Origin of the sequence: Caballeronia choica, assembly GCF_001544535.1 — a bacterium.
GTDB classification, from domain to species: domain Bacteria; phylum Pseudomonadota; class Gammaproteobacteria; order Burkholderiales; family Burkholderiaceae; genus Caballeronia; species Caballeronia choica.
Map to the genome: position 1 here is coordinate 1 of NZ_FCON02000089.1, position 15451 is coordinate 15451.

The 15451-nt window shown below is 62.8% G+C and carries 16 protein-coding genes; 2 read left to right on the forward strand and 14 right to left on the reverse strand.

The genetic code is table 11. The features are described 5' to 3' along the window. The coding region (locus AWB68_RS49725; RefSeq protein WP_143281977.1) for a hypothetical protein at positions 1 to 339 on the forward strand (339 nt) is incomplete at its 5' end. A gap of 320 nt (positions 340 to 659) precedes the next feature. On the opposite strand, the gene AWB68_RS28980 is transcribed toward AWB68_RS49725, so the two are convergent. The 14 genes from AWB68_RS28980 to AWB68_RS29045 all read right to left on the reverse strand — a co-directional run bounded on the left by AWB68_RS28980 (position 660) and on the right by AWB68_RS29045 (position 14045). Continuing rightward, the gene (locus AWB68_RS28980) at positions 660 to 2159 is read right to left on the reverse strand and encodes an alginate export family protein (protein WP_087647763.1); all 1500 of its coding nucleotides are present in this window, start codon (positions 2157 to 2159) and stop codon (positions 660 to 662) included. After that, positions 2149 to 3126 carry a VOC family protein gene (locus AWB68_RS28985; RefSeq protein ID WP_125483073.1) on the reverse strand — a complete coding sequence of 326 codons (978 nt, stop codon included), beginning with the start codon at positions 3124 to 3126 and terminating at the stop codon, positions 2149 to 2151. Before AWB68_RS28985 ends, AWB68_RS28980 begins: the two co-directional genes overlap by 11 nt. Positions 3127 to 3211: 85 nt before the next feature. Next, on the reverse strand, positions 3212 to 3898 hold the full coding sequence (locus AWB68_RS28990) for a YoaK family protein (RefSeq protein WP_087647781.1): 687 nt from the start codon (positions 3896 to 3898) through the stop codon (positions 3212 to 3214). A gap of 40 nt (positions 3899 to 3938) precedes the next feature. Further along, positions 3939 to 4184, reverse strand: a complete 246-nt coding sequence (locus tag AWB68_RS28995) for a DUF1427 family protein (RefSeq protein ID WP_087647764.1) — start codon at positions 4182 to 4184, stop codon at positions 3939 to 3941. A 94-nt stretch (positions 4185 to 4278) separates the two neighbouring features. Continuing rightward, on the reverse strand, positions 4279 to 4920 hold the full coding sequence (locus tag AWB68_RS29000; RefSeq protein WP_087647783.1) for an HD domain-containing protein: 642 nt from the start codon (positions 4918 to 4920) through the stop codon (positions 4279 to 4281). A gap of 274 nt (positions 4921 to 5194) precedes the next feature. Further along, a complete protein-coding gene (locus AWB68_RS29005) occupies positions 5195 to 5602 on the reverse strand; it encodes an OmpA family protein (RefSeq protein ID WP_160110084.1) in 408 nt (135 codons plus the stop codon). 1 nt (position 5603) lies between these two features. Then, positions 5604 to 6230 carry a M35 family metalloendopeptidase gene (locus AWB68_RS29010; protein ID WP_160110085.1) on the reverse strand — a complete coding sequence of 209 codons (627 nt, stop codon included), beginning with the start codon at positions 6228 to 6230 and terminating at the stop codon, positions 5604 to 5606. Between the two features lie 39 nt (positions 6231 to 6269). Continuing rightward, complete coding sequence (locus tag AWB68_RS29015; protein WP_235028551.1) at positions 6270 to 6803, reverse strand: PAAR domain-containing protein; 534 nt, start codon at positions 6801 to 6803, stop codon at positions 6270 to 6272. After that, positions 6778 to 7152, reverse strand: coding sequence for a PAAR domain-containing protein (locus AWB68_RS29020; protein ID WP_087647768.1), 375 nt, complete (start codon positions 7150 to 7152; stop codon positions 6778 to 6780). The genes AWB68_RS29015 and AWB68_RS29020 overlap by 26 nt, the downstream gene beginning before the upstream one ends. A 139-nt stretch (positions 7153 to 7291) precedes the next feature. Then, positions 7292 to 8761: a mechanosensitive ion channel domain-containing protein gene (locus tag AWB68_RS29025; protein WP_087647769.1), complete on the reverse strand. Its 1470-nt coding sequence runs from the start codon at positions 8759 to 8761 to the stop codon at positions 7292 to 7294. Positions 8762 to 8800: 39 nt separating this feature from the next. After that, on the reverse strand, positions 8801 to 10669 hold the full coding sequence (locus tag AWB68_RS29030; protein WP_087647770.1) for an amidohydrolase: 1869 nt from the start codon (positions 10667 to 10669) through the stop codon (positions 8801 to 8803). A gap of 125 nt (positions 10670 to 10794) precedes the next feature. Further along, on the reverse strand, positions 10795 to 11430 hold the full coding sequence (locus AWB68_RS29035) for a hydrolase (protein WP_087647771.1): 636 nt from the start codon (positions 11428 to 11430) through the stop codon (positions 10795 to 10797). A gap of 459 nt (positions 11431 to 11889) precedes the next feature. Then, positions 11890 to 13026, reverse strand: coding sequence for a Gfo/Idh/MocA family protein (locus AWB68_RS29040; protein WP_235028552.1), 1137 nt, complete (start codon positions 13024 to 13026; stop codon positions 11890 to 11892). A 134-nt stretch (positions 13027 to 13160) separates the two neighbouring features. Beyond that, positions 13161 to 14045: a LysR family transcriptional regulator gene (locus AWB68_RS29045; protein WP_087647772.1), complete on the reverse strand. Its 885-nt coding sequence runs from the start codon at positions 14043 to 14045 to the stop codon at positions 13161 to 13163. Positions 14046 to 14315: 270 nt separating this feature from the next. Between AWB68_RS29045 and AWB68_RS29050 the strand changes: the two genes are divergently transcribed. Next, the gene (locus tag AWB68_RS29050; RefSeq protein WP_087647773.1) at positions 14316 to 15425 is read left to right on the forward strand and encodes an alkene reductase; all 1110 of its coding nucleotides are present in this window, start codon (positions 14316 to 14318) and stop codon (positions 15423 to 15425) included. Positions 15426 to 15451: the final 26 nt, after the last annotated feature.

The window sequence follows — 15451 nt, forward strand, 5'->3', positions numbered from 1 at the left end:
TTATTTGCTCTGCCCCTGTCCGGGGCGGGACTCACTTTCTTTGCTGCTGCAAAGAAAGTAAGCAAAGAAAGCAGCTTTCCAACGCCAATGCTTGCCAGTCGCCGCCAGACCGTTATGTCTGAGTGGTCCAACCGGGGGAGTGTCGTTAGCGGGGTTTCATCGTTGTTGGCATGTAGAAAAGGCGCGCACGTCGCACCGCGATACGGAGTGGATCAGCAGTCATACATCCGTCCTGGCACTTCGTGCCCGACGACGGGTCTGCCAGCGGTGGTGAATCGAAGCATGCGGCGAGAAGGACGTTGGATGATGATGTCGCAATGGGGTTTCGGTTTTGCTTGACGGGTGAGCGCATAGCGCGAAGCTGGATGTATGACTGCTGGTCCACTTCGTATAGTGGTGCGAGGCCCGTACCTCTTCTACATGCCAACAACGATCAAACCCCGCTAACGACACTCCCCCGGTTGGACCACTCAGACATAACGTCTAGCGGCGACTGGCAAGCATTGGCGTTGGAAAGCTGCTTTCTTTGCTTACTTTCTTTGCAGCAGCAAAGAAAGTGAGTCCCGCCCCGGACAGGGGCAGTGCAAATAAACCAAAGCCAAAACAAGTTCCATAGAAGCCTGCGTGCATCAAACGGTGTAAACAGCACCCCCGACCCCCTACCATCCAAATTTCAACTCAGCCCCGACGTAATCGGCATTCCCGGCGCCAGCCTCCCTCAACGACTGTCCAATCTGAAAATGCACAAGTTCGAGCGCCGCAGCGAGATTCGCACCGACCACCCAGTCCGCGCGCAATTGCGTATAAAACCCCGTCCACCGATTGCCATGCCCCGCCGTGCCCGGCACCACCGCCGACCCTTGCGCGTACACCGCATCCGCCGTGGTCTCGCGCCATTGAAGCCCCACGCCGGCAAGCAGCGTCAGCTTGCTATTCGGCTTGAGTGTCAGCGAAGGCTTGATGTGAATCAGGTTCGTATAGCCGGTATAACCCGCAAGCGCGAAGTAATACCCGTTCGGAAACAATGGATTGAACGTCCCGAGCCTGCTGTCTCCCGGATGCGTGTCGCCCGATGCCGCATCGACCTGTATGCCGAGCCGCGGTGTCCAGGGAACCGTCGCGAGCGTATAGCCGGCCAGCGACCCCACCGCCCACGCGCCGATCGTCTTGCTGCCGACATGCCCCGACTGATACATCGACTCCACATCCCAGTCGACACGATCGACCTTGCCCGCGTAGCGCGCATCGAACACATCGCGATGCTCGTCGCCGGACGCGTCGATGAAGTGCGCGTCAGTGCGGTTGTAGCGCGAGTAGTAAGCGGACAGATCGCCCGGCCCGACGCCCTGGCGCTCCACGCGCACGCCGCTGAACGTCAGGTCGCGGTTGGAAAAGTCGTCGAAGGGCTGGTTGTCGCGATACTGGACCGGCTGGGTCGCGTAGGCAATGAAGCGCCATGGGCCCATTTCGTAATCGCCCCAGATGGCGTCGTAGGCCTGGCGGACATTCGGGCCATCGCGAACGGAAACGAACCGCTGCAAATCGAACGCCATTTCCTGCCGCCCGACGCGGAACTTGACGACGCCCGGCCCAAGCGTGTCGGTAAAGGCGACGAACGCCTGCCGCAAGTCGAGCGGGTTCTTGTCGACAGGCGTGACGTTGTCCTTGCCGAACGGGAGCGCGTCCTCGAATTGCGTGAAGATCTGCACGTGCGGGCCGAGGCGCACGTCCGCGTGAACTTCGAGCCGCTGCAATACATACGTATCGTCGTGCGCGGAGCCGAGGCCGAAGAGCGGCGCGTCGTTCGTTTCGAGCCGCTCGCGCAGCACCACGCCCAGCGAGATATACGCCTCCGGATTGCCGAAGAGCGGAATGTACTTCAGCGAATCGAACGGCCGCTTGGGCACGCACGGATTCGCCAGCACCGACCAGTTCTCCTGCCACCGATTGAACATCACCGCCGGACGCGCGCACGAGGCAGACGGGGCCGTGGTGCCGCTCGCGTTGGTGTCGTCGGCGCCGCCTGCCGCGGTGTCCGCCGCCGAGGCCGGCAACGCAGCGGCCAGACCCGTGCTGATGAGCAGGGCGCGCGCTGTCCGCAGCGTCGCGCACCTTCGCCGCCGCCTGCGCGCGCTGAAGCCGGGCGGCTTACTGGCCATCGTGAACTTCGGCGATGTACCCGCCCGGGAATTCGACCACGGCGGTCTTGCCCGATCCGCTGCCGTACGGCGGGTACAGCACTTTCGCGCCGGCCCCTTGCGCGCGCGTGAGCGTGGCGCCCACATCGTCGACGGCGTAGCCCGTCGTTTCGCGCCCAAACGGGAATGGCAGCTTGCCGTCCGTCACGAAGACGATCATGCGTCCGAAGCCGGAGTCGATGCGAATCTGCCGGATCGTCTCGCCCGGCCGGCCGATCACGCCGGCATCCGCGCGCGGATTGTCCGACACCACCTTGCCGTGCGAGAAGTGCAGCCACCGCCGAACGAAGTTGTTCGCCTCGTAACGCGACACGTACACGCGATTGTCCGGCACGCTGTGCAGCGGCGCGTAGTTGGGCGCCTTCGTATGCCAGTAGAGCTGCATCGTGAGGCCGCCGGGCCATTGAATGATTGCGTCCTTGCCGATCGGATCGTCAAAGGTATCGACCAGTATGTCGGCGCCGGACGCACGCGCCGATTTCACCGCCTGATCGATGTCCGTCACGAGATAGCCGGTGCGCTCGTTGCCGAACGGATAGGGAATCGGCGTTTCGAAACCGAACACCGAGAGCATGCCGACCGGCGTCTGAACGTATTGCGACGCCGTCTTGCTGGGCGTCGGCGTCACCGTGAATACCGCGCGCGGGGACGCCTTGCCACCGAACGTCGCGAGGAAGCTGTTGACGAACGCATCGAGATCGGCGGAAGCGACATACACGTGCGTGGTGTCGTACTGCGGACCCACCGAAACGCTCGGCCGCATGGCCGGAAGCGCCTCCATGCCGTAGGGCGCTTCGTGCGGTCCGGCATCGGCGAACGCGGACGTAACCGTGGTAACGGACGTAACGGACGCAAGGGGCGAGAGCCCAATCAGAATCGCAGCAGCGAAGAGGCCGATGGAGCGGAATCGAATTGGCGACTTGAGCATTTCATTACCCGATTGTGTTGGCGATTCAGGGAGAAGTCTCAGATCGAGACCCGGTGTGTTGCATGTCGAGCCTGTGCGAAGCAATCTACTTCGAAGCCGGTGCCCACGCCCTGGCCTGCCACGCGAGAAAGAGCAGGACAGCCACCGGAAGCGCGATCGCGGCAAACGAGAACCTGACGTACATCACCGCGCCACAGATCGCACCGACGGCAAATCCGCACATGGCCGCGAGCGTCGACCGAAGGCGCTGCATGACCTGGGGCCCTTGTGCGCCCTGCGTGCCCCGGTGTATCAGTTCGACGACGTCGAGCACGACTTGCGTCACGTTTCCGGTCATCACCGTGTTCGGCAATCCGGGCGTGCGCAGCAACTTGCCGCGCGCGTTCTGCACGCCCATCGCCGTCGCGCCCAGCACGCCACACAGCAACACCATCGACGCGGTCGAATCCGTGATCGGCGCGGCCGCGAGGCCAGTCGCCAAAAACGAAACGAGCAAGACGGCCTGAAAGACATAGAGCGCGCTCGCGGCATGCGCCGAGTGGTCCCGTTCGAGGAATTTGAAAAGCACGCTGCTCGATGCGATGCCAGCGATGAAGGCCGGAAACGCCAGCAGCTTGAGGAGCGCGCCCTGCCCCACGCCCGCGACCTCGGCGCCGATCAGCACGAAGTTGCCGGTCACGTGCGCGGTGAAGAGGCCGAACAACGCGACGAATCCCAAGGTGTCGACGTAGCCCGCGATCAGCGCGAGGATCGTGTCCTCATGGTCTTTCACGAAGCTCTCTCCGGCAAGGGGAAGGCACGCCTCATGCACGTCAGTCGCCTTTATTCGTCGAGCGGGTCTGGGTATGCGTCGGTCGTTCCTTCGCGTCCGAAGCGACCTGCACCGTCGGCGCCTCCGCGAAGAACTGCGCCTTCACGACCGGTATCGCATGCTCGCCCAGCACGATGCCGAGCAGGCCCGCGAGCGCGACCAGCGGCGGCGCCGGCGACTGCACCCTGAGCAGCCAGTAGATGAGTCCGATTGCAAAACCTACTGCCAATGAAATCATGTAGCCCATTTCTCTGTCCTTCGTTCGCTCCCAAATCCGCGCCATGCGTGCATGGGATGGATTCGGTTCAGTAGTGTTCAGTGGTGGTTCGAATCACGCCTCGTCAAGTCGACCAGTCCGATCCGAGCACCAGCCCGCAGAAATTCAACCGGCGATAGTTCGGGTCCGATCGGTCGAGGACGTCCGCGTTGACCGTGCCGAACGTCGTCTCGGGACGATGCTCCATGCCACGCGCATAGGCTTCGATGATCTTCTTCTTGAAGCCGGCCTCGCGTGGAAATGCCTGCACGATTTCGTCACGTTGGCGAGACGTGAAGTCGTCGTAGCGGGCGCCTCGCACATCCATCTGCACCCCGGCGCTGACCAGCGCGACGATCCCGGACATGTGCTCGGGGATGCCCGGCGTGGTATGCAGCGCGATCGCTTCCCACACCGCTTCGATCGACCTCTCGGGCGCGCCGTGCTGGCGCAGGAATTCGCGCGCGGCATTGGCGCCGTCCACTTCGAAGCGGTATGGGGAACGCTGGTGTTCCGCACTCAGGCCGACGTTGTGAAACATCGCGCCGACATAAAGCAGTTCGGCGTCGAAAGTCATCTGGCCACGATGGCCCGCCAGCGCGCCGAACAGGAATGCCCGCATCGCGTGACGAAACATCAGCTCGGACTCGATAGCCCGGACCTGATCGGTTGCGGCCCGGGCCATCGCACTGTCGGGTATCTCGACTCCAGCAACGATTCTCTTCATGTCATCGTTCTCAGTGTCGGACGTCGCCGCCACGCGATGCTTCAATCCGAATAGCAGCGCCGTGTGCCGTCGGATGGGGTGAAGCTGCTTACGTGAGGCTCCGTGGCCGGATGTTGCCGGCTTGCCGGATGAAGACCTCGCCGGCTGTCCAATGCAGCGTAGCGAATAAAACGAATAAAGACCTTGGGCGATCCTTAAAAAGCCTTAAGCGTCGCCAAAAACTCAGTCCGCAAACCGCGAGCAAGTATTGGCATGGGAGCGATCCCTCGTCCCTCTACTTCGTCGGCATGCTACAGAGCGAGTCGCATCCTTGCGGAGGGCACTGCGGAACGAACTCGACCATGAGGGCCTCGTCCTCCACGCCTTCGTCCCGGCGGGAACGGCGCACGCGCTGATCCACTTCGATCTTCTGCGGCGAGACGCCCAACTGAATCAGATAGTCCTTTACACCGCGCACGCGACGCTCAACGAGGTGAATCGGGTTGCGCTCGGACGGATCGGCATACGCATAGATGACCACGGTAACTTCGCGCACAGGCAACGCTTTCGCATCGAGCGCGAGGCTCGCGAGTTCGACCCGATCCGCATTGGAAAGCTCTGTCGCGTTAGGCGCCAGGTTCGCGCCCATCTGCAAGACGATGCTACACGCCGTGGCTTGCTGCGTAACCGCGAACGCAAACAAGCTAGTCCACCGAGCAAACGTACCACGCGAAACTATCGGCGTTCTTGAGCGCTCTCTCGGGCGATTCCTTTGCGAGTCGGCGCGAGAGAAATTGTCCATAGGCATGGTCGGAGGTTCCAATAGTATCGAGAAAGTGAGTCGCTTCGTGAACGATGGTCAGCGTTTTTGAGTCTTTGGTGCTTCGCGATCTGTCGGGAAGCGTGCAGAACAGTGGGCTGATGGAAATGGTGTGGGTCGCCGTGTCGGGTCCACAAACGTGTGCCACCTCGCGATCGAGGTTCTTTGTGGCGGGCGTGCAACCGGTAGCCTTGTCGGTGCCGGGTGAGGATCGCACGAAGTTCTTGGGCGTCAGTCGTGCCAGTACGGCATTCACAGCCGACAAGCCAATCATCACGCTCTGGCGCGTCGCTGGTGCGCTGTTTCCAAACCATTCGACCCGTCTCGCCTGCGTGACGGGCGCCCACGTGACAAGCTCGCTGATCCTGAGTGAGATCAACCGTACCGCGTCATCCCGCAGTCGCATCACCGTTGCGCGAAACTCGGCATCGGTCATGTTCGGGCAAATCGGCTCACCGTCCATCGACAAGAAGACATCGACGTTCGAGTCCGGCGTCGTGTTCGTGGTCACGGTCGCCACATCGACGTAATCTGAATTCGGCATCACTCGTCAGTGGAGAACCTCGATAGTGAGCAATTCGGGGTCGTCCGTCTGGACGCGGATCGTCTTGCCGTCGGCGTTAGTGACGCCCTCAAAGATCGCGCCCGAGGCGGTGCGGATTCGATAGTGAACGTTCGCAAGCGGCGCACGTGTTTCCATGTCGCGCAAGGTGAACTGTTCGTCGTGCTGCAACGCCGGAAACGATGCGCGGTCGTGGGTGGGTCCGCTCGCAACAGCCGAGCCTCCCGATGTCTCGATGAAGACGCCCGGGTTCTTGCCCACGATTACACGGTTTTTACCGCAGGGACACAGCACGCGATCGCCTTCGACCACCACGTTCCGCCTGTTTTCAGTCATTTCGGAAGCCGTGCCATAAAGCTTGAAGAGGCCTTCGCAGTTGCCGCAGGTCGCGTCATCGCCCGTGAGCGCGACCTTTCTATGATCGTCGTGGAGCGTGGAGGAATAAGCGACGACGAACCCGCCCGTGGTCGTCGGGTCGCCATGCCGCACCGCGGCCTTACGCATCGCTGCCCCGTGGATCAATGGCCGTCTCCTGAACGATGTGGTCGGGGTCGAACAAGCCGCGAATGGGCTCATCGTCACGCACGACGACTCCCCATTTGTTCTGCAACGACTCGATGATCGTGTCGCCGTTGCTCAGGTGCGAGCCGACGAGCGCGAGCGGCTTGTCTTCCCACGTCGCGGCGACTCCCGCGCCGTCGATAATCGTCGCCTCGCTGCCATCCTTGTAGAGGACGAAGTCGCCGATGCGTGCGAGCGCGTGCCCCTCGCAATGCGCTGAGGTGGTCACGCGACTGACCCGTCCGCCGCGCTCGGTCGATGATCCGATCGCGGCGAAGGCATGGAACGTCTCTCTGGCCGGGCTGCTCATGGTGTCTCCTGAAATGGGGGATGATCAGTCAGGCTATCGATAAACAAGGTTGGCGCGGTACCCGAAAACTCTTAAAAGACACTTCCACGCCCGGCATCCAGCGAGTTCTTCAAGCCCGCGCACCCCTCCCCTCGACCGCTCAAAACGTAAGCTCGTGTATCCGCCGCACGCCGTCGCGAATCCACTGCAACAAGCCCCCGGACGTCTCATCGCCGTTCGCCGGCGAGGCAAGCATCATCTGCTCGGTCGCGTGATGCTCGCTAAGCAATCGGCACATCTCCTTCGCCACGTCGGGTCGCCGTGCGAGGATGGGCGTCAATGCGGCCTTGTCGAGCCGGTACACCGTCGCGTGGGTCATCGACCGCATGATCACATTGGTCCTGACGCCCGCCAGAATGCCCGACTGCCCGATCGAATCGCCCGGCGCAAGCCGTCTCAGTTCGATCTCGCCGCCGTTCTTCGGCACGCTCACCTTCGCGACGCCCCGCGCGATGATGTGCAGCGTGTGGCCGCTCTCGTCCGCCGCTGCGTAGATGGTCTCGCCTGGATCGAACTCGTGTTTCGTCAGCTTCGCTTCGAGTTCCGCGATTTCGTCGTCCTCGAGGGTCTGGAAGATCATCACGTTGCGCAGCAGCCGGTGCTTCTCGTCCGGGCCGGCGACGGCCGGTTCGGGCACGGACAGCGGCCGCAACACGACGCCGCGCGAGAGCAGGTGCCGGTACGCGAGATCGAAGAGATCATTGCGCACGTCGGCTTTCTTGCCCAGCGTGTCGACGTAGCAGACGATCTCATACTCGATCGCGTCATTCGTCGCGCGGCGCACGCTCACGATCGGCTTGGGCTCGCTCAATACAACCGCCGAACTGGCGGCGGCGTTGGCGAGCGATTCCAGCACGAGCGCCGGCCGGATCGACGGCGCGAGCGGCAGCACCACGCTGATGCCGTGCGTATGCGACGGCTGGTTCGCGTTGACGATATTGGTGCGCGCAGCCACGCTGTTCGGAATCACGACGAGGTTGCCCTGCCCGTTCAAGAGGGTGGTCGCACGCCAGTTGCTCTCGACGACTTTCCCTTCGACCTCGCCGATCGTGATCCAGTCGCCCAGGCGAAAAGGCTCGGTCGCGTTCAGCACGATGCCGGAGAACACGTCGTTGAGTGTGCTCTGGATCGCGAGGCCAATCACGATCGCGAGCGCGCCGGAGGTCGCGACCAATCCGCCCACGGGCAGTTGCAGCACGAACGCGATCGCTGCGACCGCCGCCGCGAGATACACCAGCGCGCCGAGCACATCCTGGAACAGCCGTTCCTTGTGCCACGCCTCGGGCAGCACGATGCGATCGAGCATCACGGTCGCGAGGCGCGCGCCCTGCAGCCACCACATCAGCTCCAGCACCTGCGCGAGCAGATGACGCAACGACTCGTCGGACCAGGGCGCCGCACGCAGCGGGTTCATGCCGAAGCGGAACAGGACATACGTGGAAAGAGCGAACATGAGCGCCCGGAAACCCAGGCGCATCTGCTCGCTCTTGCGGTCCATGAAGCGCCAGGCAAGGAAATCGACGACCAGTATCCCCAAGCCAAACAGCACGCCATCGGTCAGGGTTGGCATCGTGTTCCTCTCTCGCCTCCTGGAACGAACCCGCGGATTTCAGAACGCGAAGCAGCTACATCCCAGCGCGCCCCAGAAGCCGTTCGCATCGCTGACGGGCACGTTCCTGCGCCACGCCCAGCCGTGCGCATGGGCATGCACGCCGCACAGGTTCACGCAGCCGTCGGCACACGCGATGGCGGTCGGCTTGTAGCGGCTGTAGCCGCCGAACTCCGCGACCGGCGACCACGACGGACTCACCGGAAGCGCGGGCGGCGCGAGCGGCGTGAATTCCTCGTCGGCATACACGACGTTGCCGCCGACCACGGTCATCACCGACGTGAGGAACTTGATGCGGCTTTCGTCGACGGTGAAGTAGTCGTCGCTCAATACCGCGAAGTCCGCGAACTGGCCCGGAACCAGCGCGCCCTTGCGGTCGTCCTCGTTCGAGAACCACGCGCTTCCGACCGTATAGCGGCGCAGCGCTTCCATGCGATCGAGCCGGTTCGCGCTGGAATACATCGCGGTGCCGCCGACCGTCTTCCCCGACACCAGCCAGTACAGCGACACGAACGGATTGAAGCTCGCGACGCGCGTCGCGTCCGTGCCCGCGCCGACGGGAAGCCCTGCGTCCAGCATGTGGCGGATGGGCGGCGTGTGCTGCACGGCCTCCTCGCCATATCGGTCGATGAAGTATTCGCCCTGATAGGCCATCCGGTGCTGGATCGCGATGCCGCCGCCGAGCGCGCGCACGCGGTCGATGTTCGCTTGCGTGATGGTCTCGCAATGATCGAAGAACCAGCGCAGTCCGTCGAACGGAATCTCGGCGTTGACGCGCTCGAATACGTTGAGGAAGCGCTCGATCGACTCGTTGTACGTCGCGTGCAGCCGGAACGGCCAGCGGTTCGCCACCAGCAGCCTGACGACCGCTTCAAGCTCGGCTTCGAGCGTGTCCGGCAAGTCTGGACGCGGTTCGAGAAAGTCCTCGAAGTCGGCGGCGGAGAAGACCAGCATTTCGCCCGCGCCGTTCACGCGCAGGAAATCGTCGCCTTCGCCCGGCTTTGTCAGCTTCACCCACTTGGCGAAATCCTCGATCTCCTTCTTCGCGTTCTGCGTGAACAGGTTGTACGCGATGCGCACTGTCAGTTCATTGTGCTTGGCCATGTCCATGATGACGGCATAGTCATCCGGATACGCCTGATAGCCGCCGCCCGCGTCGATGGCGCTCGTCACGCCGAGGCGGTTCAGCTCGCGCATGAAGTGCCGCGTCGAATTGCGCTGGTCCTCCGGCGCGAGCTTCGGGCCTTTGGCGAGCGTGGCATACAAAAGCCCGGCGTTCGGCCGCGCGATCAGCATGCCGGTCGGATTGCCGCGCTTGTCGCGCTGGATTTCGCCGCCGGGAGGATCGGGCGTGTCGTTCGTATAGCCGACCGCTCGCAGCGCCGCCGCGTTCAACAGCGCGCTGTCGTAGAGATGCAGGATGAAGACTGGCGTATCCGGCGCAATCGCGTTGATTTCGTCGAGCGTCGGGCCGCGGCGTTCGGCGAACTGGAATTCGTTCCAGCCGCCCACCACGCGCACCCATTGGGGCGCTGGCGTGCGGGCAACCTGCTTGCGCAGCATGTCGAGCGCATCCGACAGCGAAGGCACGCCGTCCCAGCGCAACTCCATGTTGAAATTCAGCCCGCCGCGAATCACGTGCAGGTGGGAATCGTTGAGTCCGGGGATGACCGTGCGCCCTTTGAGGTCGATGTGCCGCGTGCTGTCGACCGCGTGACGCATGACCGCGTCGCGCGGCCCCGACGCAACGACGCGCCCATTCGCGACGGCGAGCGCGTCGGCGAATGAGCGTTTGTCGTCCTGCGTGGCGATCTTGCCGTTGAAGAACACGACCTCGGCCGGCGTCGGCGCGGCAGTACTGGAATTCATGGCGATCCTCGTGAGGCGCGCTCCGCGTAGGGGTTTGACGCGCGGAGCCGTTCCTGGAAATACAGTCAGAATGCGAATTGCAGCGCGCATGCGGGACACCGCAGCGCATCGGTCGGAGGCGCCTGTCAGCCGCCTTCGCTCGCGTGCTCGCCGAGGATCGACTTCGCGTAACGCACGCCGATGCCGTATGCGCTGTGCGCCTTGAGGATGTCCATGCAGCCTTCGTAGGTCTCGCTGCGTGCCCAGTCGCGTTGCAGTTCGAACATGTACTGGAACGAGGTCATCGGTACCGCGCCGGCCTGGATGATGCGTTGCACCGCGCGTTCGTGTGCTTCCGGCGTGACGTCGCCGCACGCATCGGTCGGCACGTAGATCTCATAGCCTTCGTTGATCATCTGGATCGTCGGGAAAGAGACGCATACTTCCGTCCACAGCCCGGCGATCACGATCTTCTTGCGGCCGGTCGCCTCGATCGCCTTGCGAAAGTTCGCGTCTTCCCACGAGTTCATCGACGTACGATCGATCGGTCGATACTCGGGAAAAACCGATTGCACTTCCGGCACCATGTCGCCGCTGAAACTCTTGGCGGCCACCGTCGTCAGGATGGTCGGCACCTTGAAGAGCTTCGACGCCTTGGCGATCGCCTGCACGTTATGCAGGATCGTGGTGCGCTCGTGCGACATCGTTCCAAAGAACATCTGCGGCTGATAGTCGATGAGCGCCACGGCACATGAGTCGGGGGTCAAGAGTTCTTTCGGCATTGCAGGCTCCGTTTGGATGGACAGGGCAGTCTGGAAAGACACGCCGCGCTCGCTTGATCCGCGAGAAAAGCTGGAACCCAGTCTAGCGACGGGCTTTCACAGAGTCCTTGGCCGCCAACTTAATAGTTCTTAAAAAGAATGAGGCTGGTGGGGCAGAAGCCATTCCGCTCAGAACGCTTCATGTTGGCTAAAGGACTTTATGTGCGCCGCGTTCGTAGACTTGGACTTGCGGATCAGTGATTCACGTTGCCTGTACCGACACTTCAAAGGAACCGTCATGAAAGAACCACTTCAAGCAGCCGCGCAGACGCCTACCCGCCTGAGCGAAAGGTCGAAGGCGAGTTCGAAGCGGGTTCAGAAGAATTAAGCATTCTGACGTTGAGGGCCGCCGCCCGACCTGGCGCTTTCACGCACGGAGGTCAGCGCAATTGTCGTCAGCGCGAGAGGCGGCTCTCCCGCCTAAGCCGGCGTGCTGAACGATAGATCGATGCGCTTGCCCATGCGATTCGACTCTGCGATCTGGTCCATCAATTCATGCATCCGCAGCGCGTCTGCGAAAGTGGGCGCAAGCGTCGAGCCGGTCTTGACGTCACGCGCATGGGCGGAGTACAGGCTCGCCAACTCCAGAACGCTCGCCCCGAGTTCGCTGGGCGGCAGCCAGTCATAGTCCGACGGAATTGCCAGTTCGATCAGCGGCTGCCCATCGCCCCGCGCGATTTCGATGCGGTTGAAGGCGGCGCCGAAGCTGGTGGTGTTCGAGATTTTCAGGTCGCCCTTGCTGCCGGTAATGTCGAGTTGCACGCCGAAATTGTTGCGCTTTCCCGCCTCGATGTGGACCGCCAGCACGGCACCATTGGCGAAGGTCCCTGCGAGCACAACCTGGTCAGGGCTGGTGTGCGGCAGGGTTTCGCCCGTTTCCACCAGCGTGACTTCCCTGAACTGATTGACAGTCAGCGCCGACAAGCTCTGCGGATAGCCGACCATCGTGGTGAACAAGGCGTCCAGGAAGTGGCCGCCGTAGATCGACAGCAGGCTGGAGAAGTTCTCTTCGGGGATCGTGTAGTACAGCGCAGCAGGCCGTTCACGCTGAAAGTACTCGACGCTCACGTGCAGGCGCACCGAACGCACATCGCCGATCTCGCCGTGATCCAGCACATCGCGCACATGGCGGTAGCCCGGATTGAGGCGCCGTTGCAGACCGACGATCGTGCGCACGCCCGCCTTGTCGGCCAGCGCAAGCAACTCTTTGGACAATGCGGTGTCTGGCGTCAGAGGCCATTCACAGTAGACGTCCTTACCCGCCGCGATCGCGGCGCGGATGCCTTCTTCGTGCTGGAACGCAGGCGTCAACACGAGGACGAGATCGACTTCCGGATGCGATACCAGTTCCTGCAGCGAGGCCGCCGCATATTTGAATCCATGGCGCGCGACGAGCGCTGCCGCCTTTTCCTGGCTGCGGCTGTAGACCGCCGTCAGTTCGTATTCCGGCAGCAGTTTCAGTGAAGGCAGGTGTCCATATTCCGACCAATGGCCGAGCCCCACGACGCCCACTCTGATCTTGCCCGAGCCTGTAGCCCGCCTGACGATGCTGTTCACAAGAACTCTCCAATGTGCGGCTATGCAGACATCTGCGCAGCGACGTTGAAGATAGTAGGACTCGGGAGATTGGAGATAAACAGGCCTGGATTCCGATCATTTCGGACATTTTTGTCCGACGACGCGCCACACTCTCAGATTTTCAAATTCTGGCTGACGTAATCGATGAAAACACGCAGCTTCGGCGATGCGTAGCGGCTTGCGGGCCACAAGATCCAGAAGGTGACGATCTGGTCGATGAAATCGTCGAGCACGATTTGTAGCGCACCGCTCGTCAGCGCATCCCGCACGAGGAAGGTCGGGAGGAAGGTAATGCCCTTGTCCTGGAGCGCCAGGAAAGCCAGCACTTCAATGGTGTTGGCGACGAACGATTGCGGCAGTTCCGGCTCCGCTTCCGACGCCGCGAGCTGAAACGGCCACGGCTCCAGCTTGCCGCTGGCGGGAAACTTATGCAGCAGACACGCGTGTCGAACGAGTTCGGAAGGATGCGCGGGCAGGCCGTGCCGTTCGAGATAGCCGGGTGACGCGACCAATACTTGACCGCATGAACCGAGGCGCCGCGAGACCAGCCGCGAGTCGTGCTGCTCGCCCGTGCGTATGACCGCATCGAAGCCTTCCTCGATGATGTCCACCATGCGATCGGAGAGATCGACATCGAGTTCGATGTCCGGGTACTGCAGCATGAAGCCGTCGAGGGCGGGCATGATCAGCCCGGACAGCTGTGGCGTACTGATCCGCAGCCTGCCGCGCGGACTGCCGGCGGCATCGGACAACTCGGCTTCCGCCGCTTCGACTTCGCCGAGGATGCGCCGGCACCGTTCCAGGAACAACGCGCCTTCGGCTGTCAGCGTGATGCTGCGCGTGCTGCGGTGAAAGAGCCGCACGCCTAGCCGGTCCTCGGTGCGCGCAATGCTTTTGCCCACAGCCGACGACGACACCCCGAGCAGGCGCCCCGCCTCGGTGAAGCTGCGGGTTTCCGCCACCTGCACGAACATCGAAATACCGCTGAGGCTGTCCATGACTGCACCCCGAGGGCAGTTTGTTCGATAGACGGCGCGGGCGTCCTCGCCCGATTGAACGTATCGCCGACGCCGGTCGAGTTGTCGGACTAAGTTCGACAAACCCTGCTCCGCAATCCAACCCAGCCCGCCCCGATTACGGACATTATTGTCCTATATATTCGGAACCTTAGCCTATTTTTCTTATCCCGGTTCGTCCCTACACTGCTCCTCAAGGTCGAAAGGCCGCTGCTGATCGAAGATCACCAGCCACTCAATCTCGAGGAAATCATGTCCAAGCTTCATTCCGCAGTCAAAGTCGGTCCCTACGAATTTTCCCATCGCGTAGTGCTCGCGCCGCTCACCCGCATGCGTGCCGAAGAAGGCGCCAAGCCCGGCCCGCTGATGGCCGAGTACTACGCCCAGCGCGCCTCGGAAGGCGGTTTCCTGATCAGCGAAGCCACGATCGCCGCCCCCGACGGCAACGGCTACCTGGGCGCGCCGGGCCTGTACGACGACAACCAGATTGCCGGCTGGCGGCAAGTGACCGACGCCGTGCACGCCAAAGGCGGCCGCATCTTCCTGCAGCTGTATCACGCCGGGCGCCAGTCGCACAGCCAGTTGCAGCCGGACGGCGGCCAGCCGGTGGCGCCCTCCGCCGTGCTGCATGGCGGCGTCGCCTATACCGAAGCGGGCTGGATCCCGAACACGCCGAGCCGCGCGCTGACGATCCCCGAGATCGCCGGTCTGGTCGAGCGCTTTCGCACGGCCGCCCTGCGCGGCAAGCAGGCCGGCTTCGACGGCGTCGAACTGCATGCCGCCAATGGCTACTTGTTCGACCAATTCCTGCAGGACGGCAGCAACAAGCGCACCGACATCTACGGCGGCTCGTTCGAAAACCGCGCGCGCTTCCTGATCGAAGCGACGCAGGCCGTCATCTCGGTGTGGGGCAGCAACCGCGTGGCCGTGCGCCTCGGGCCGAGCGGCACCTGGGGCGACATGTCCGACAGCAACCCGGAAGCCCTGTTCGCCTACGTGGCGCAGGAACTGGAAAAGCTCGACCTGGCCTATCTGCACCTGATCGAGCCGCGCGTGCTGGGCAACGTCGACGACGACAGCAAGGATCCGAGCCCGGTCGCCGCTCAACTGATCCGCAAGCACTACAAGGGCATCATCATCGCGGCCGGCGGCTTCAAGGACCACTCCGCCGAAGCGATCCTGCGCGCCGGCGACGCCGACCTGGTCGCATTTGGCCGCGACTTCATCGCGAACCCGGACCTGCCCGAACGCCTGCGCCTTCAGTTGCCGCTGAATCCGTACGACCGCCCCACTTTCTTCGGCGGCACCGACGTCGGCTATACCGACTATCCGTTCCATAACGACGTCGCCGTCGCAGCGTAAGCGGAGCACATCACGACCTCCACGAC